The 17,964-nt window shown below is 52.3% G+C and carries 17 protein-coding genes, 4 tRNA genes and 4 pseudogenes; 12 read left to right on the top strand and 13 right to left on the bottom strand.

What is annotated here, in order from left to right; translation table 11 throughout:
- Positions 1-95 precede the first annotated feature (95 nt).
- The 3 genes from Q9I99_RS08330 to Q9I99_RS08320 form a co-directional block, all read right to left on the bottom strand.
- Entirely contained in the window at positions 96-554 is a 459-nt protein-coding gene (locus tag Q9I99_RS08330; RefSeq protein WP_301666839.1) for a DUF2247 family protein, read from the bottom strand.
- 78 nt (positions 555-632) lie between these two features.
- Positions 633-914: a hypothetical protein gene (locus tag Q9I99_RS08325; protein WP_301666840.1), complete on the bottom strand. Its 282-nt coding sequence runs from the start codon at positions 912-914 to the stop codon at positions 633-635.
- 86 nt (positions 915-1,000) lie between these two features.
- Positions 1,001-1,324, bottom strand: a complete 324-nt coding sequence (locus Q9I99_RS08320) for a hypothetical protein (protein WP_301666841.1) — start codon at positions 1,322-1,324, stop codon at positions 1,001-1,003.
- 79 nt (positions 1,325-1,403) lie between these two features.
- Here Q9I99_RS08320 and Q9I99_RS08315 point away from each other — a divergent pair.
- From Q9I99_RS08315 to Q9I99_RS08305, 3 genes and pseudogenes are all read left to right on the top strand, one after another.
- Positions 1,404-1,547 (top strand): annotated as a pseudogene (locus Q9I99_RS08315) (IS1595 family transposase); the annotation flags it as partial.
- A gap of 90 nt (positions 1,548-1,637) precedes the next feature.
- Positions 1,638-2,471: a DUF4198 domain-containing protein gene (locus Q9I99_RS08310; RefSeq protein WP_301666842.1), complete on the top strand. Its 834-nt coding sequence runs from the start codon at positions 1,638-1,640 to the stop codon at positions 2,469-2,471.
- Positions 2,472-2,624: 153 nt separating this feature from the next.
- Positions 2,625-3,149: pseudogene (locus Q9I99_RS08305) on the top strand (IS1595 family transposase); the annotation flags it as partial.
- A gap of 132 nt (positions 3,150-3,281) precedes the next feature.
- Here Q9I99_RS08305 and Q9I99_RS08300 read toward each other — a convergent pair.
- Positions 3,282-3,461, bottom strand: a complete 180-nt coding sequence (locus Q9I99_RS08300) for a hypothetical protein (protein WP_061386567.1) — start codon at positions 3,459-3,461, stop codon at positions 3,282-3,284.
- Between the two features lie 15 nt (positions 3,462-3,476).
- Positions 3,477-4,484, bottom strand: a complete 1,008-nt coding sequence (locus tag Q9I99_RS08295; protein WP_301666843.1) for a quinone-dependent dihydroorotate dehydrogenase — start codon at positions 4,482-4,484, stop codon at positions 3,477-3,479.
- A 231-nt stretch (positions 4,485-4,715) separates the two neighbouring features.
- Between Q9I99_RS08295 and acpP the strand changes: the two genes are divergently transcribed.
- The 3 genes from acpP (at position 4,716) to Q9I99_RS08280 (ending at position 7,822) form a co-directional block, all read left to right on the top strand.
- The gene (acpP, locus tag Q9I99_RS08290) at positions 4,716-4,952 is read left to right on the top strand and encodes an acyl carrier protein (protein WP_002215574.1); all 237 of its coding nucleotides are present in this window, start codon (positions 4,716-4,718) and stop codon (positions 4,950-4,952) included.
- 155 nt (positions 4,953-5,107) lie between these two features.
- Positions 5,108-6,355: a beta-ketoacyl-ACP synthase II gene (fabF, locus tag Q9I99_RS08285; RefSeq protein WP_301666848.1), complete on the top strand. Its 1,248-nt coding sequence runs from the start codon at positions 5,108-5,110 to the stop codon at positions 6,353-6,355.
- A 339-nt stretch (positions 6,356-6,694) separates the two neighbouring features.
- Complete coding sequence (locus tag Q9I99_RS08280; protein ID WP_304666206.1) at positions 6,695-7,822, top strand: glycosyltransferase family 4 protein; 1,128 nt, start codon at positions 6,695-6,697, stop codon at positions 7,820-7,822.
- Positions 7,823-8,100: 278 nt separating this feature from the next.
- On the opposite strand, the pseudogene Q9I99_RS08275 reads toward Q9I99_RS08280, so the two are convergent.
- Positions 8,101-8,616, bottom strand: a pseudogene (locus tag Q9I99_RS08275) (bile acid:sodium symporter family protein); the annotation flags it as partial.
- A 98-nt stretch (positions 8,617-8,714) separates the two neighbouring features.
- Between Q9I99_RS08275 and Q9I99_RS08270 the strand changes: the two are divergent.
- Positions 8,715-8,822 (top strand): annotated as a pseudogene (locus Q9I99_RS08270) (IS5/IS1182 family transposase); the annotation flags it as partial.
- 180 nt (positions 8,823-9,002) lie between these two features.
- On the top strand, positions 9,003-10,217 hold the full coding sequence (locus Q9I99_RS08265; RefSeq protein ID WP_301667018.1) for an MFS transporter: 1,215 nt from the start codon (positions 9,003-9,005) through the stop codon (positions 10,215-10,217).
- A 311-nt stretch (positions 10,218-10,528) separates the two neighbouring features.
- On the opposite strand, the gene Q9I99_RS08260 is transcribed toward Q9I99_RS08265, so the two are convergent.
- The 5 genes from Q9I99_RS08260 to Q9I99_RS08240 form a co-directional block, all read right to left on the bottom strand.
- Positions 10,529-10,605, bottom strand: a tRNA-Asp gene (locus Q9I99_RS08260).
- Positions 10,606-10,638: 33 nt separating this feature from the next.
- Positions 10,639-10,714, bottom strand: a tRNA-Val gene (locus tag Q9I99_RS08255).
- 39 nt (positions 10,715-10,753) lie between these two features.
- Positions 10,754-10,830 (bottom strand) — tRNA-Asp (locus Q9I99_RS08250).
- Positions 10,831-10,862: 32 nt separating this feature from the next.
- Positions 10,863-10,938 (bottom strand) — tRNA-Val (locus Q9I99_RS08245).
- A gap of 69 nt (positions 10,939-11,007) precedes the next feature.
- Entirely contained in the window at positions 11,008-12,987 is a 1,980-nt protein-coding gene (locus Q9I99_RS08240) for a monovalent cation:proton antiporter family protein (protein ID WP_301667017.1), read from the bottom strand.
- Between the two features lie 148 nt (positions 12,988-13,135).
- Here Q9I99_RS08240 and Q9I99_RS08235 point away from each other — a divergent pair, with 148 nt between their 5' ends.
- Positions 13,136-13,939, top strand: coding sequence for an RnfABCDGE type electron transport complex subunit B (locus Q9I99_RS08235; protein WP_301667016.1), 804 nt, complete (start codon positions 13,136-13,138; stop codon positions 13,937-13,939).
- 197 nt (positions 13,940-14,136) lie between these two features.
- The gene (gene gap / locus Q9I99_RS08230; protein WP_301667015.1) at positions 14,137-15,168 is read left to right on the top strand and encodes a type I glyceraldehyde-3-phosphate dehydrogenase; all 1,032 of its coding nucleotides are present in this window, start codon (positions 14,137-14,139) and stop codon (positions 15,166-15,168) included.
- Positions 15,169-15,245: 77 nt separating this feature from the next.
- Here gap and aat read toward each other — a convergent pair whose 3' ends face one another.
- A complete protein-coding gene (aat, locus tag Q9I99_RS08225) occupies positions 15,246-15,974 on the bottom strand; it encodes a leucyl/phenylalanyl-tRNA--protein transferase (protein ID WP_301667014.1) in 729 nt (242 codons plus the stop codon).
- A 72-nt stretch (positions 15,975-16,046) separates the two neighbouring features.
- Positions 16,047-16,550, bottom strand: coding sequence for a ferric iron uptake transcriptional regulator (fur, locus tag Q9I99_RS08220; protein ID WP_003675995.1), 504 nt, complete (start codon positions 16,548-16,550; stop codon positions 16,047-16,049).
- Between the two features lie 157 nt (positions 16,551-16,707).
- Between fur and Q9I99_RS08215 the strand changes: the two genes are divergently transcribed.
- Both Q9I99_RS08215 and dapB read left to right on the top strand, forming a co-directional pair.
- The gene (locus Q9I99_RS08215) at positions 16,708-17,085 is read left to right on the top strand and encodes an outer membrane protein assembly factor BamE (protein ID WP_301667013.1); all 378 of its coding nucleotides are present in this window, start codon (positions 16,708-16,710) and stop codon (positions 17,083-17,085) included.
- A gap of 9 nt (positions 17,086-17,094) precedes the next feature.
- Positions 17,095-17,904, top strand: coding sequence for a 4-hydroxy-tetrahydrodipicolinate reductase (gene dapB, locus Q9I99_RS08210; RefSeq protein ID WP_301667012.1), 810 nt, complete (start codon positions 17,095-17,097; stop codon positions 17,902-17,904).
- Positions 17,905-17,964: the final 60 nt, after the last annotated feature.

Raw genomic sequence — 17,964 nt, 5'->3', positions numbered from 1 at the left:
TCTGCTGATGAGAAAATAAAAATGACCTAATTATAAGGGATAATCAAAATGCCGTCTGAAAGCCCATTTCAGACGGCATTTGAATCCGGCCTGCCTTATTTGCCCAAATATTTTGCCCAATTCAGATACAGCCGGGCAATATTTTCTTCATCACGATGATGGGAAGGGGTATAACCGTCTTTGGGCGGCATATACCTGACAAATGATTCTATTTCTTCCGGATAATCGAAATCTGCATAAATTTTTTCAACTTCCCCCAAAGGATCCTCAAATTCTTCTTTTCTATGGAATACATCGCTTAAGAGGATGTACAGCCAATTTTTAGGGGAATAACCACTCATTTCCGAAGCCAAATCTTCCAGAACAGGTTTTAATTCAAGAATATTGGATTTGTTGATTAAAGATAGCTTGAACACGCGTTCATCATGATCTGAAAGCGTCATTTTTCGGGCATAAGCTACTACATCAGCCCAACCCAAGTATTTATTCTCATATCCCCACAGAATATCCTTCCAAGAAAGGCGGACTTTTTGCGCGGTTAAATCAAGGTTCATTTTTTACTCTGGTTGCCTGCTCCGTGTTCACGCATCGGTTTGCCTGCCCCGTCATTCCGCCCCTTCCGATTATGCCTGTTACGAAAAGTCTTCCAAATGACGGCTGATTGCCTCTTCAACAGTCGGATACCAATCCATAAATGAAGCCTGTAATTCCTCTAAAACCAACTCATTGAATAAATCATCCAAATTCCGCCAATCCGTTTTTTCATCCGGATGGAGAAAATTTGCCATAACGACAGTATGTTTGTTTTGGGAATAATCCGATAAGGCGCAAATCATCAGATACCGCCCCAAATGCTCCAGATAAAAAATTCGTTTTTCCAAGGGAAACCGTTTATTCCGTTGCCCGTTTTCCATTTTTCATCCTTTTTAACGTATCGGCTTCCGCGTCCTTCAAACTGGATTACCTGCCTTCCGCCAAGCAAACGCCCGCGCCCCTTTCATCATTTGAATATCCGTTTGACCATATTTACCAGATAACTATCTTCTTTATATAAATCAATCAGCAAAGGCACGATACCCGGCTCATAAAATAATTCTGTCGTATCAGACGTTTCTTTTAAAGCGGAAATTATTTCCAACAGTTCATACCCGTATCGGGGATAAGCAAACAAATAGGGGATTGTTTCACGCAAGCATGAAAATGCTTCGTAACTTTGCATTTTCCATATATGTTCATCTTTAAAATCACTCAAATACCATTCATCCAATTCACTTTCCGGATCGGATATCAATCGGATAAATTCATTTAGTTCGTCCTTAAACATATCGAATCCTTAAACATAAAATCTATTTGGGGCTGTCCTAGATAACTAGGGAAATTCAAATTAAGTTAGAATTATCCCTATGAGAAAAAGTCGTCTAAGCCAGTATAAACAAAATAAACTCATTGAGCTATTTGTCGCAGGTGTAACTGCAAAAACAGCAGCAGAGTTAGTAGGCGTTAATAAAAATACCGCAGCCTATTATTTTCATCGTTTACGATTACTTTTTATTTACAAAAAATGCAGATAAGAGTAATGTTTCTACTCGCCAAAATACAAGGCCTTTCATTCAACAACAAAATGGAGTGTAGAAACTATGAAACAATGGATGCTTTTAGGATTGCTGGGATTGGGCGCAGTGGCGCAGGCGCACGATGTTTGGGTGGCCGCACCGACACATCAGCCTGCCGGACAAATCCTGCATGCGGATTTGGGTTACAGCCATGACTTCCCCAATGTCGAAAAAATCGCCGACGACCGCGTACATATTTTCAAACCGCTGCAATTGACCGGCAGCTCAAAGAAAACCGTTGATTTGGTAAATAAAGGCGAAAACTATCAATACGTTTCCAAAGCCGCTTTGCCTGAAGGCTCCTACTGGGTCAGCGCAACCTACAAACCGACTTTCTGGTCGAAAAACCAAGACGGCTGGAAACAGCAAACCTTGAAACAGCTGGCCGGCGCAACCTATTGCGAACAGGCGCAAATGTTCGGAAAGAGCTTTGTCCAAGTGGGCAACGGCGCAGTTGATGAAGCGGTATTGACCCGCCCTATCGGCCAAGAGCTGGAACTGGTTCCGCTGAAAAATCCGAACGAAGTCAAAGCCGGCGGTATTTTGCCCGTCAAAGTCCTGTACAAAGGCGAGCCTTTGGTTAAAGCCACTGTTACCGCCAGCTCGGACACTTTGGCGGAAATGGACTTGGAATCAACCCATGACCACCGCGAACCTCAAGGCTTCTCCGGCAAAACCGATAAAAACGGCGTGGTCAATGTGATTACTCTGATTGACGGTTTGTGGAAAATCAAAGTCGTGAACGAGACCGATTACGGCAATAAAAGCGTATGTCAGAAAGACAATACTTACGCAACGCTGATTGTGCCTGTCGGTACCAAACGCGCAGCCGCACGCCATGCCCACCATCATCATTAACAACCATTAAAAAAGGCCGTCTGAACTTTCAGACGGCCTTCATTTATTCTAATTCATAACCCAACTTTCTAAAAAAACGGGAGAATGTTTCCAACTCATCACCATTTAATTGGGCAAAACGGACACGGTTGCAGCCGATCAAAACCACACTTTTATCAAAACAGTCCACATTTAGAAATGTTTGATGGCGAAGTAGAAGCAGATGAAAGTTATTTTGGCGGGCAACGCAAAGGTAAACGCGGTCGCGGTGCTGCCGGTAAAATCTCCGTATCCGGTCTTTTGAAGCGAAATGGTAAGGTTTATACGGTTACTGTACCGAATACTCAAACCGCCACTTTATTTCCTATAATCCGTGAACAAGTGAAACCTGACAGCATTGTTTATACGGATTGTTATCGTAGCTACGATGTATTAGATGTGAGCGAATTTAGCCATTTTAGCTTCGCTGAAACTTCGTTTTCGTATCAATCACAGTACACATTTTGCCGAACGACAAAACCATATCAATGGAATTGAGAACTTTTGGAACAGGGCAAAACGTCATTTACGCAAGTTTAACGGCATTCCCAAAGAGCATTTTGAGCTGTATTTAAAGGAGTGCGAATGGCGTTTTAACAACAGTGAGATAAAAGTTCTTGTTCCATCTTAAAACAATTAGTAAAATCGAGTTTATCCTAGTTATCTAGGACAGTCCCATCTATTTTTATCCCCATATCCTTATTTTCCACATAATGAATTTCAATGCCGTTAATATTTTGCGTTTTCTCAAACCGTCCACCACGGCATAAAATTATTTTTTATATCAATTATTTATATGTTTAACAACTTGCCGCCGGGCTTGCTTTGGCTGCGTATCAAGATTGTCCGGTTCGCGGCGGGCGTTTGCTTTGTTTCAAACAGGGCGGCGCGTTTGGGATTTTCAAGGGACGACAGGCAGGAAAAGGAAATAAAAATGCCGTCTGAACGGCAAAACGTGCGTTCAGACGGCATTTTGGGCGGGGCGCGTCATCTCGCCAATGCCTTCAAACATTCTTTGACCAATGCCGGACCTTTGTATATCAATCCGCTGTACACCTGGACGGCGGTCGCGCCCAAGCGGATTTTCTCTGCCGCGTCCCCGCTTTCCATAATGCCGCCTACTCCGATAATCGGCAATGCGCCGTCTATGTGGTCTGCCAACAGCTTCAACACCCGATTACTTTTTTCATGAACGGGCAGCCCGCTCAAACCGCCCTGCTCGCCTGCGAGCGGATGGCTGCCGAGGCTTGATTTGTCGATGGTGGTATTGGTAGCGATGATACCGTCCATTTCGACGGATTTGACAACGTGGGCGATGTCTTCGATTTGTGCTTCATCCAAATCGGGGGCGATTTTGACGGCGAGCGGAACGTATTTCCCGTGTACAGAGGCAAGCTGTGCCTGTTTGTTTTTCAAAGCCTCAAGCAATGCGCTCAACTCGTCGCCACCTTGCAGCGCGCGGAGGTTTTTGGTGTTGGGCGAGGAAATATTGACGGTAATGTAACTTGCGTGTGCGTAGGCTTTTTCGAGGCAGATTAAATAATCATCGGCAGCGTTTTCGATAGGTGTTATGGCGTTTTTGCCGATATTGATGCCCAATACGCCGCTGAATTTACTTTTTTCGATGTTGCGTATCATGGTGTCGATACCGTGGTTGTTGAAACCCATGCGGTTAATGATGCCTTGGTGTTCTGGAACGCGGAAGAGGCGCGGCTGCGGGTTGCCGGGCTGCGGTTTGGGCGTAACCGTGCCGATTTCGATGAAGCCGAAACCGAGCGCACCCAAAGCGTCGATGTATTCGCCGTTTTTATCGAGTCCGGCGGCAAGTCCGACAGGATTGGGCAAATCCATACCCATCAGTTTTACAGGTTTGGTACGGTTGTCGGTTACGGGAATCAGACCGAGCTTATAAACCGTGTTGAGCGCGTCGAGCGTGAAGTGGTGGGCTTTTTCGGCATCGAGTGCAAACAGGATGCGGCGGGCAAGTGGATACATGACAGGGCTTTCTGCTTCAGATGGAAATGCCGTCATTTTAACCGAAATCCCGCCAAACATACGGCACACAGGTCAAACTTGAACGACAAAACCCGCCGCACCCAAAAATGTACAAATCGGCAAATATTGATATAATAGGCATTAGATAGAAAACTCTATTAAAAGTCGGTACAATACCACCGATTTATTTCCCTTAAACAACCTGCCGCAAGGCATAAAGGAACGACTGATATGTCAAACATCGAACAACAAGTTAAGAAAATTGTTGCTGAACAACTGGGCGTAAACGAAGCCGACGTGAAAAACGAATCTTCCTTCCAAGACGACTTGGGCGCGGATTCTCTGGACACCGTGGAGCTGGTTATGGCTTTGGAAGAAGCATTCGGTTGCGAAATCCCCGACGAAGATGCCGAAAAAATCACCACCGTCCAACTGGCTATCGACTACATCAATGCCCACAACGGCTAACCGGTCGTCGCCCGACACAACAGCCTCTGCTGCACCGCGCAATAGAGGCTTTTCCCTTATATGGCAAACTGTTTGAACCCCTGCCGCAAATTTCAGACGGCATCTGCACGACAGCCGCATATGCCCCCATTCCGACAACCAACAGCGAGGTTATCATGAGTCAGAGAAGAGTAGTCATTACAGGCTTAGGTCAGGTTTCCCCTGTCGGCAACACTGTCGCAGAGGCTTGGGACAACCTGCTCGCCGGCAAAAGCGGCATCGGCGCGATTACCCGCTTTGACGCATCCGACATCAACAGCCGTGTCGCCGGCGAAGTGCGCGGTTTCGACATCGGACAATACATCAGCGCGAAAGAAGCACGCCGCATGGACGTATTTATCCACTACGGCATTGCCGCCGCATTGCAGGCAATTGCCGATTCGGGTTTGGACGATGTGGAAAACCTCGATAAAGACCGCGTCGGCGTAAACATCGGTTCCGGCATCGGCGGACTGCCCAGCATCGAGGCCACAGGCAAAGCCGTAATCGAAGGCGGCGCGCGCAAAATCAACCCTTTCTTCATCCCCGGTTCGCTGATCAACCTGATTTCCGGACACGTTACCATCCTCAAAGGCTACCGCGGCCCCAGCTACGGGATGGTTTCCGCCTGCACCACCGGCGCACACTCCATCGGCGACTCCGCCCGACTGATTAAATACGGCGACGCTGACGTAATGATTGCAGGCGGTGCCGAAGGCGCGATCAGCACTTTGGGCGTGGGCGGTTTTGCCGCGATGAAAGCCCTCTCCACCCGCAACGACAACCCCGCCGCCGCTTCCCGTCCGTGGGACAAAGGCCGCGACGGCTTCGTCATCGGCGAAGGCGCGGGCGTATTGGTGTTGGAAGAATTGGAACACGCCAAAAAACGCGGCGCGAAAATCTACGCCGAAATCGTCGGCTTCGGCATGAGTTCCGATGCCTACCACATTACCGCGCCGAACGAAGAAGGTCCTGCATTGGCGGTTACTCGTGCGCTGAAAGATGCCGGACTGAATCCCGAAGACGTGGATTACGTCAACGCACACGGCACGTCCACTCCCTTGGGCGATGCCAACGAAACCAAAGCCCTCAAACGCGCGTTCGGCGAACACGCCTACAAAACCGTCGTCAGCTCGACCAAATCGATGACCGGCCACCTGCTCGGCGCGGCGGGCGGCGTGGAGGCGGTGTACAGCATTTTGGCGATACACGACGGCAAAATCCCGCCGACCATCAACCTTGTCGAACAGGACATCGAAGCCGGTTGCGATTTGGACTACTGCGCCAACGAAGCACGCGACGCGGAAATCGACGTTGCCATTTCCAACTCCTTCGGCTTTGGCGGCACCAACGGCACGCTGGTGTTCAAACGCTTCAAAGGCTGATTCCGCAAAGCCGCCGCCGACATCGAAATGCCGTCTGAAACCGTTTCAGACGGCATTTTCAAAACACCCCTCCCGTTACCGGCACTTCGCGGCACACAAGGCAGCCTTATAATACGCAGGCAAACCCAAGCCCTGCCGGATTGCGGGACGAAACCCTGCCGTAGCAGACCGTATTTCCAATCATATATTCAAGGTGTCCGCCTTATGTTTCAACACACAGGACGACACATAAAGCACCGCCCTATGTGTCGTCCTGATTTGGAAGGGGTTACGCCCCCTCCCAAATAGAGTCTGATTCTACCGCCCCAAAGGGCAGGGTTCAACCGAAAAGGAAACACGATGAAAATCGTTTTTATCACCACAGTCGCATCCAGCATTTACGGTTTCCGCGCCCCCGTCATTAAAAGATTAATCGGCAAAAACCATCAGGTGTATGCCTTTGTATCGGAGTTTTCCGATAACGATTTGGATATTATCAGGGAAATGGGGGTTACACCCGTTACCTACCGTTCAAACCGCAGCGGGCTGAACCCGTTTTCCGATATAAAATCCACCTTCCTCATATTTAAAGCACTCAAAAAAATATCGCCGGATTTGGTTTTCCCTTATTTCGCAAAACCCGTGATTTTCGGCACTTTTGCCGCAAAACTGGCAGGCGTGCCCAGAATCGTCGGGATGCTGGAAGGTTTGGGATTCGCATTTACCCCGCAGCCGGAAGGCATACCGTTAAAAACAAAAATCATAAAGGGGATTTTGACTGCCTTGTACCGCATTGCCCTGCCGATGTTGGAAAGCCTGATTGTATTAAACCCCGACGACAAAGACGAACTGACGGACAAATACGGCATCAAAATAAAAAACATCCATATTTTGGGCGGAATCGGTCTGGATTTGCGGCAATATCCTTATTCCGAGGCGGATATTCCCGATGAAAAAGAACCCGTAAAATTTCTCTTTATCGGCAGATTTCTGAAAGAAAAAGGGATTGATGATTTTATTCGGGCGGCGGAACGGGTTAAGGGCAAATACCCCAATACGGTTTTTACCGCTTTGGGCGCAATCGACAAATCGCGCGGGGGGGGGGGCGATTTGAAACGGCTTATTGCCCGCGATATTATCCGTTTCCCCGGTTTTGTGAACAATGTTTCCGAAGTGATAAAAGAACATCATATATTCGTATTGCCGTCTTATAGGGAAGGCGTTCCCCGAAGCACTCAGGAGGCAATGGCCGTCGGCAGGGCGGTGATTACGACGGATGTCCCCGGATGCAGGGAAACGGTTGCCGACAAGGTCAACGGCTTCCTGATCGAACCTTGGAATCCCCGCATCTTGGCCGAAAAAATGATTTATTTTATCGAAAACAGGGAAGCCGTCCGCCTGATGGGGAATGCAAGTTATGCGATTGCCAAAGATAAATTCGATGCCGAAAAAGTCGATTTGAAATTACTCGATATTTTGAAGGCGTAAACAAGGCTGCCCGCTTTTGAGTTTCGGTCATTTCTGATAAACCCCCGCCATTCCCGCCAAACCCCCGTCATTCCCGCGCAGGCGGGAATCTAGCCCGTTGAGTTTCAGCCGTCTCCGACAAATTGCCGCAGCGTTAAGTTTCCGGATTCCCGCTTTCGCGGGAATAACGGGATATTTTTGCATTTGGCAAAAATGCCGCCTGAAATTTTTTCAGCGGTCGTAAGGTGTTGTGCAGGGGAGGATGTAGCAACTGTATTTTTCACCCCGTCGGGCAAAAATACAGTTGCTACGGCACTGAACCGGAACATCCCACAACCGTCCATATCCACCGTCTGACCGGCCAGGCAGGTCATCCACAAAGGCTTGACGGCCGGAGCCGGCACCGTGGACACCGTCGTCATCCCGACTGAAAACGCCACATCGCCTTTGGCAAGGAAGCCCATAATATTGGACGACACGCCGCCCGGACACGCCCCCACCAACACCAGCCCCAAAGTCAGCCCCGGCGAAAGGTCGAACAGCTTGGCAATACCGATGGCGAGCAGCGGCATCACGGTATATTGCGCCGCCGCACCGATAAACACATCCAAAGGACGCTGCGCCAAAATCCGGTAGTCCTCCCTGCCCAAAGTCATCCCCATACCCAGCATAATGATGCCCGACACCAAAGCCTGAACATCGCCCTTGACCCATGCAAACGAAGCCGGTTCGATAAACGCAACCGCCGACGCAAGCAAAATGACCAAAGCCGTAAACCGCGTCAGGTTGCGGCTCAAACCAATCAGAAAACCCATCACACACGCCTCCCGAAACGGCGCACCTTGCGCCGGGCATCATTGCCGCCCGTGCAAAACCGGCCGGCAGCCACTCATCGTCCCCGCCCCGCCCGTTTTATAGTAGATTAAATTTAAATCAGGACAAGGCGACGAAGCCGCAGACAGTACAAATAGTACGGCAAGGCGAGGCAACACCGTACTGGTTTAAATTTAATCCACTATACTAACCGGAATTAACAAATACGGCACAAATATTAACCCGAACCGCAAATGCCCATTAAGCCCTTTCAGACGGCATTTGCCCGTACCTTCGAGCTAGCTATATCCAAAGAATCAGGAATTATTTAGCCCGAATCATCCGGGTTGTTAAAATCCGCAAACTTAACCGACTCAAAATACACATTATGACGCACACCGCATCGAAAACACCCAAACTCTGGGCGGTCATTGCTGCCGCCGCATTCATCCTGCTGATTACCATCGGCATGAGGATGACGCTCGGACTGTTCGTCCAACCCGTCGTCAACACCACCGAATTGAGCATTGCCCAATTCAGCCTCATCATCGCCGTTTTCCAACTGATGTGGGGCATATCGCAACCATTGTCCGGCGCGCTTGCCGACCGTTTCGGCGCGTTCAGGGTATTAAGCGGCGGCGCAGTCCTGCTCGTCTGCGCCTGCCTGATTGCCCCCAACATCCCGACTTATTGGGGGCTGATGGTTGCCGTCGGGCTGCTGCTCGCATTCGGCACAGGCTCAGGCGGTTTCTCCATCATTATGGGGCAGGTTGCCGCCCAAGTCCCCGCACACAAACGCGGCTTGGCATCCGGACTGGTCAACGCAGGCGGTTCGGCAGGACAATTCCTGTTCGCACCGCTGGTTCAAGGACTCGTCGTCCTGCCCGAAGTCGGCTGGACGGGTACATTTTACGTTTGGGGCGCAATCGCCCTGCTGACTCTGCCCGTCTCATGGTGGCTTGCCGGCGGCAACAACGCCGCCCACACCCAACACACCCAAGCCACACACGGACAAAGCCTCGGAGAAGCAGTCAAAACCGCCTTCAAAACCCCAAGCTACATCCTGCTGCACCTGAGCTTTTTCGCCTGCGGCTTCCACATCGCCTTTCTCGTAACCCACCTACCCACGGAAGTCACCCTGTGCGGACTGCCCGCCACCGTCGCCTCAACATCCATTGCCATCATCGGACTGGCAAACATCGCCGGTTGCGTGTTCTCAGGCTGGTGCACAAGCCGCGTTCGGGGCAAATACGTCCTGTTCGGACTGTACACCTCGCGCGCCGCGATGATACTCATCTACATTTTTTCGCCCAAGACCGACTTTAATTTCTATATTTTCGCCGCCGCACTCGGATTCACATGGCTCGCCACCGTCGCCCCGACCGCCGCCGTTACCGGCAAACTCTTCGGCACACGCTACCTCGCCACCCTGTTCGGACTGGTGATGCTCACCCACCAAATCGGCGGCTTCCTCGGCTCATACATCGGCGGTATCGTGATTACACGATTCGGCGACTACGGCTGGATGTGGTACGCCGATGCCGTACTCGCCGGCACGGCAGCCCTGCTTGTCCTCCCCATCCGCGAACCCGAAACCGCCTGACAAAAATGCCGTCTGAAACCTTCAGACGGCATTTTCAAAAATATCCGACATATCCGCCGACATTTCAACCCACAAAACGGCAAGAAAGAAAGCCATAAAATCCGCAAGCATCCTCCTGCCCATTGATACGACAGGTAAGCAACATCAGAACAGCACGCAACAACTGTCCGAATCCGTATCGGAAATACCATCCAATGATACAAAACCAGATTAAAACAGCAATATCCGGGCGAAACAGACCCAAAACAGACAAACCCATCAAATCGGGCAGACGAAAAAATACCGACCCTAAGGTCGGTATTTTCAATACTTGGCGCGGCGGACGGGGCTCGAACCCGCGACCCCCGGCGTGACAGGCCGGTACTCTAACCAACTGAGCTACCACCGCGCATCCACTGTTTAACAACAATGAAAGGAAACTTGGTGGGTGATGACGGAGTCGAACCGCCGACATTCTGCTTGTAAGGCAGACGCTCTACCAACTGAGCTAATCACCCGTGTATAAAAAATACCGACAGAGTCAGTATTGTGAAACTTGGCGCGGCGGACGGGGCTCGAACCCGCGACCCCCGGCGTGACAGGCCGGTACTCTAACCAACTGAGCTACCACCGCGCATCCATTGTTTGCAACAATGAAAGGAAACTTGGTGGGTGATGACGGAGTCGAACCGCCGACATTCTGCTTGTAAGGCAGACGCTCTACCAACTGAGCTAATCACCCCTGCGATTTGCGAAAACGCTATTAGACCAAATAATCGGCCTTCATGCAAGCATTATTTGACCGCCCCATTCAATCACCTTGCAAACTCCAGTTTTCAAACGAAATAATTTCATCCTTTTTGCCGACGACGACCAATATGTCTCCGCCTTCCAAAACAAAGGAAGGAACGGGATTTTCAATCCTCGCGGTACGGCGGCGGACGAACAGCAGTTTGATGCCGTGCCTGTCCAAAGGCAGTGCGCCGATTGTTTTTCCGACGGCATAAGCCTCTTGCGCCAAAGAAAAAGCATGGCGACAAACAGTTTCGCCGTTTTCACCGAATCCCACTTCGTCATCGCTGCCGACAAACAGTCCCTCCAATGCGGCATAACGACTGTGGCGGATATTTGCCATCGTCTGATAGACGTGCCGGTACGACGCGCCGTTGCCCAACATCGCATAGCCTGCCAGCACGAGTCCGGTTTCTTTGGTGTCCGACACGGCTTCTTCCGCACCTATATCGGTAAACGTTTTCACATAATCGTCGTTGGTGGCGCGCACATATACGGGCATATTGGGATACATGGACAGCACATTGTCTAAAACGTGTTGCGTTTCGTGCATATTGTTGAGCGTAACCACCACCATTTTCGCCCGTCCCAGACCGGCGGCTTCCAATACTTCCCTGCGTTTTGCATCGCCAAACGACACCGGTTCGCCCGCACTTCTGGCAACCTGCACCCGCACAATGTCCAAGTCGAGCGCGAAATACGGAATATCCTCTTGAGCAAGGACGCGTCCGACCGTCTGCCCGCCCCTGCCGAAGCCGACAATCAGCACATGGTCGGACTTGCTCATGGTTTCTACCAGCATACTGTGCAGATCGAGCGACTTCATGTCCCAGCTTGATTTGACCAAACGCCCGACCAGTGCATCGCTGCCGCCCAAGAGGAAGGGCGCGATAATCATCGACAGCAGAACCGCCGCCGTCGCCGCCTGTTCCCATTCTGGCGAAACCATATCAAGCTGCCCGGCAATGGCCAGCATCACGAAGCCGAACTCGCCGCCTTGTGCGAGATACAAAGCCGTTTTGAGGCTGTCGCCGACCGAATGTTTCATTTTGAAGGCAATGGCAAACACAACCAGTGCCTTCAACACCAGCAGCATTGCCAACAGCATCAATACCTGCCGCCAGCCGCCGATCAATGCCTGAATGTCCAGCTTCATGCCGACCGTGATAAAGAAAAAGCCGAGCAAAATATCGCGGAACGGGCGGATGTCGTCTTCGACTTGGAAACGGTATTCCGTTTCCGAAAGCAGCATGCCGGCAACGAATGCGCCCAACGCCATAGACAAACCTTCCAGCTCAGTCAGATAAGCCACACCCAAGGTTACCAGCAGCACATTGATCATAAAGAGTTCGGACGATTTGCGTTTTGCCACCATCCTGAACCATCGCGACATAATTTTGCTGCCGACGAAAAACAGCAGCCCCAGCGTCAGCAGCATTTTTGCAAACGCCAAACCCAAGGCCGCCCAAATATTTCCGTCCCCTCCGCCCGCCAGCGCGGGAATCAGAATCATCAGCGGCACGACGGCGATGTCCTGCATCAGCAGCACGCCCATCGCCATCTGACCGTGCGGCTGCCCCAATTCCGTCTTTTCCGACAAAATCCGGCTCACAATCGCCGTGGACGACATCGCCAACGCGCCCGACACGGCAAACGCCCAATTGAACGGCACGCCCGTCAGCATCAGTATGCCCATTACCGACAGCATCGTAACGCCGACCTGCAAACCGCCCAGCCCGAACACCAGCCGCCTCATCGCCCTCAACTTGGGCAGCGAGAACTCCAAACCGATGCTGAACATCAGGAACACAATCCCGATTTCACCCAAATAATCCGTCGCATGGCTTTTCGGAATCAGGCTGAGCATACCGGGCCCCGCCAAAAAACCCACCAGCAGGTAGCCCAGCATGGAGGGAATGTTGAACTTGCGGCACAGGATCACCGTAATGACCGACACCAGCAAAACAACCACAATAGGGGCAAGCGAAAATTCGTTCATAGACCGTCCGAACAGGAAAATACAGAAAAATGCCGTCTGAAACGGCATACGCCGCCGTATTATAACAAAACACCGCGCACCATCCGAAACGGGCGCGGCATACAATTCTGCTAAAATACGCCCTTTCGATTTTGAGCCGCACACCGACATGACCGCCACAGCCGCCGCCATAGACCGCCTGCTTCCCCAAACCCAATGCCGCGAATGCGGCTACGACGGCTGCCTGCCCTACGCACAGGCAGTCGCAACAGGCGAAGCGTACAACCTCTGCACCCCGGGCGGAGAATCCGTCGTCCGCGACCTTGCCGCCCTGCTCGGCAAACCCCTTGTCGCACCTGCCAAAACCCAAGCCAAAGCACTCGCCCGGATAGACGAATCCGCCTGTATCGGCTGCACCGCCTGTATCCGCGCCTGCCCTGCCGATGCCATTATGGGCGCGGGCAAACTTATGCATACCGTCATCGCCGACGAATGCACCGGCTGCGGACTCTGCGTCGCCCCCTGCCCCGTGGACTGCATCCATATGCAGCCCGTTGCCGACACCGTCCTGCCCCGCGCGCGCCGCTTCAGCCTGTCCGCCGACAGCCGTTTTGCCGCCGCCGAACACGCGCGTGCGCGCTACCTCAAACGCAACGAACGCAAACAACGCGAAGCCGCCGTCCGCAACGCGCGTCCGCAAACACCCGACACACCGAAAAAACCGGCGTTTAACCCTGCCGACCTCATCGCCAAAGCCATGGCAAAAGCGCAAACCCAACAAGACCGCCTCGCCGCCGCCGACAACCGCAAAGACTATCAGGCGAAACAGATAGCCGAAGCCCGCGAACGCGCCGAGTTGCGCCGCGCCCAACGCGATATGAAATACGGCAGCGACAGCGAAAAAGCCGCCGCCCTCGAATACCTCAAACAATACAAAGCCAAACAGGAAGCCGCACAGAATACCGCCTCCTGACCCCTCCCCGAAATGCCGTCTGAAGCCGCTTCAGACGGCATTTTATCAAGCTCTCCGTCCGCCGCACCTGTGCCGTCCGCATCTTACCGCCCACCCATCCGGCAGCGCCGTTTTCAATAAAATATTAATTACACGCCACTACAAATTTGCTATAATCCGCCCCGAAATCTACCCAACCCTCAACAAAGGAACGAACCATGGGCATCAAAGTCGCCATCAACGGCTACGGACGCATTGGCCGCCAGGTTTTGCGCGCCATCTACGACTATAAAATCCAAGACCAGCTCCAAATCGTCGCCGTCAACGCCAGCGGCAGCCTTGAAACCAACGCCCACCTCACCAAATTCGACACCGTGCACGGCCGATTTGACGCCGACGTATCCCATGACGGCAGCCACCTCATCATCAACGGCGACAAAATTCCCTACTTCTCCACCCGAAATCCCGCCGAACTGCCATGGAAAGAACTCGGCGTAGATTTGGTCATGGAATGTACCGGCGCGTTTACCAGCAAAGAAAAAGCCAAAATACATCTGGAAAGCGGCGCGAAAAAAGTCCTCATTTCCGCACCGGGCGGCGATGATATCGATGCGACCGTCGTTTACGGCGTAAACGACGGCGTCCTAACCGACGACATGACCGTCGTTTCCAACGCCTCCTGCACCACCAACTGCCTCGCCCCTGTCGCCAAAGTATTGAGCGCAAGCGTCGGCATCGTCAAAGGCGCGATGACGACCATCCATGCCCTGACCAACGACCAGACCGTAACCGACGTGCGCCACAAAGACCTCCGCCGGGCACGCAGCGGCATAGAGAACATGATTCCGACCAAAACCGGCGCGGCAAAAGCCGTCGGACTGGTACTGCCCGAATTGAAAGGCAAACTCGACGGGCTTGCCATCCGCGTACCGACCGTCAACGTTTCCCTGGTCGATTTAAGCTTCCAGGCCGGACGCGACACGACAGCCGAAGAAATCAACGCACTGCTGAAAGCTGCCTCCGAAGAAGGCGAGCTCAAAGGTGTTTTGGGCTACAACACCCTGCCGCTTGTTTCCATGGACTTCAACCACACCACGCAAGCCAGCCACTTCGACTCAACGCTGACCAAAGTCGTCGACGGCAACATGGTTAAAGTCTTCGCATGGTATGACAACGAATGGGGATTCAGCTGTCAAATGCTGAACACTGCACGCCGCATGTTCGGACTTGAAGTACGCCCGCTCAAATAAGCAATAAACCGTCAAACAAAATGCCGTCTGAAACCCAATATTTTCAAGTTTCAGACGGCATTTTCACACAAGAACCGCTATCCCAGCCTGTTGCACGCCACTTCGCAGCAGCCTACCGCCTCTTTCAAAGGTACGGCATTCAGGCTTCGGAGCCGGACGGCAAAATCCGCAAACGGCAGCAATTCCGATCCGAAACGGCGCATATGTTCCGTGTCCTGCTGGCAGTCTATCAGTTCCACGCCCAAAGACGCGAGAAACGGCACGGCGCAGGCAAACGCGATTTTCGACGCATCCGGTTGCAACGCAAACATCGATTCGCCATAAAACACCTTGCCGATCTGAACGCCGTAAAACCCGCCCGCCAACCTCGTTCTACCGTTTTCATCGGGATAATGGCACTCGAAAGAATGCGCGTGTCCCATTTCATGCAGCTGAAGGTATGCCGTCTGAAACTCAGGCGCAATCCAAGTCCCATCCTGATTCGGGCGCGCCGCTGCCGCACAATGCGCGACAACTTCCGCAAAACAGCCGTTGACCGTAACCCGATAGCTGCCGTTGCGCAGCGTTTTCGCCAGCGAACGCGGAATATGCAGCCTGTCGGGAAACACCACCGCACGGGGCCCGACCGCATACCAAAAAAACCACCCGTCCCGAGAAAACCACGGAAACACGCCGTTCCGATACGCCTCAAGCAGTCTCCCCGCATCCAAATCCCTGCTCACACCGACCAGCCCTTCGTACTCCGACAATGCACGGGCAGGATCGGGGAATGCATAATCTCCGGGTGCAAGCAACGGAATACCCATATCAGTCCTCCATAAAACACAGACGGCATTCGAAATGACGAATGCCGTCTGAAAAAACAAACCGTCCGGATTTTAACGTTTGCCCTTAGTCTGGCAACCGCTGCACACACCGTACATATACAGCGCGTGATCAACAATGCGGTAGCCGTTTTCTTCCGCGATTTTGTCTTGCAGGGCTTCGATTTCGGGATTGTGGAATTCCGTTACCTCGCCGCATTTCACACAGACGATATGGTCATGGTGGTCGCCCTTGTCCAACTCATAAACCGCCTTGCCCGTTTCAAAATGATGGCGTTGCAGAATACCCGCCTGCTCAAACTGGGTCAGCACGCGGTAAATCGTTGCCACGCCGATTTCCACACCCTCTTCCAACAAAATACGGTACACATCCTCGGCACTCAAATGCTCTTCCGCATGAGTCTCGAACAAATCCAAAATCTTCAAACGCGGACCGGTAACTTTCAGTCCACTGTCTTTCAGTTGCGCAATGTTGCTGAATTTTTCCATAATATTCAATATCCCTGTAAAATAATAGACGCTATAATACGCAATTTCAGCCTGCTTGCCCACTATCACGCCATAGCAGTTTACAATAGCAAAACCGCAACGGCGGACGGGCAGTCGGACACAGACAGGGTGAAATACCGCTTAAGCGTATGATTATCGTTCGCTTTTATAAAATATTCAAGCAGTACTACACTAGACATCCCGATTTGCACAGAAAGGTTCTCTCGTGAACAAAACCCTCATACTCGTCCTTTCCGCCCTGTTCAGCCTGACCGCGTGCAGCGTCGAACGCGTTTCACTGTTCCCCTCGTACAAACTCAAAATCATACAGGGCAACGAACTCGAACCCCGTGCCGTCGTCTCCCTCCGCGCCGGCATGACCAAAGACCAAGTCCTGCTACTGCTCGGCAGCCCCATGCTGCACAACGCATTCCATACCGACCGCTGGGACTATACCTTCAACACCTCCCGCAACGGCATCATCAAAGAACGCAGCAATCTAACCGTCTATTTTGAAAACGGCGTGCTTGTCCGCGCCGAAGGCGACGCCCTCCAAAATGCCGCCGAAGCCCTCCGCGCGAAACAAAACGCAGACAAACAATAAGGAACACACATGACACCGCTCAAAATCGCCATCGCCGGCGTCAACGGCCGCATGGGGCGCGTATTGGTTGAAGCCGTCAACAACCATCCCGACACCGTCCTTTCCGGTGCGCTTGAACACTCAGGCTCAGAAGCCCTCGGGCTGGACGCAGGCTACGCCGTCGGACTCAAAACCGGCATCGCCATTTCAGACGACGTTGACGCCGTTCTCGCACAAAGCGACGTACTCATCGACTTTACCCGCCCCGAGCCGACCCTCAAACACCTGCAAAAATGCGTGGAAAAAGGTGTCTGCATCATCATCGGCACAACAGGCTTCGACGATGCGGGCAAAGCCGCCATCCAAGCCGCAGGCGAAAAAACAGGCATCGTTTTCGCTGCCAACTTCAGCGTCGGCGTGAACCTCACCTTCCACATCCTCGACACCGTCGCCCGCGTATTAAACGAAGGCTACGACATCGAAATCATCGAAGGCCACCACCGCCACAAAGTCGATGCCCCCAGCGGCACCGCGTTACGCATGGGCGAAGTCATCGCCGGCGCACTCGGCCGCGACCTCAAACAATGCGCCGTTTACGGCCGCGAAGGCCACACCGGTCCGCGCGATCCGTCCACCATCGGCTTTGCCACCGTCCGCGCAGGCGACATCGTCGGCGACCACACCGCCCTCTTCGCCACCGACGGCGAACGCGTGGAAATCACCCACAAAGCCAGCAGCCGCATGACCTTTGCCGCCGGTGCCGTCCGCGCCGCAGTTTGGGTAAACGGCAAAACAGGTTTGTACGATATGCAGGACGTACTCGGGCTGAACAACCGTTAACCCCCATACAAAATGCCGTCTGAAAAGATATTGTTCAGACGGCATTTTGCCGATAGGCTC

The organism is Neisseria basseii (genome assembly GCF_962707005.1).
Classification (GTDB): domain Bacteria; phylum Pseudomonadota; class Gammaproteobacteria; order Burkholderiales; family Neisseriaceae; genus Neisseria; species Neisseria bergeri.
Note: the sequence above shows the minus strand (reverse complement) of the source record. Positions and strands in the feature narration are given on the sequence as shown.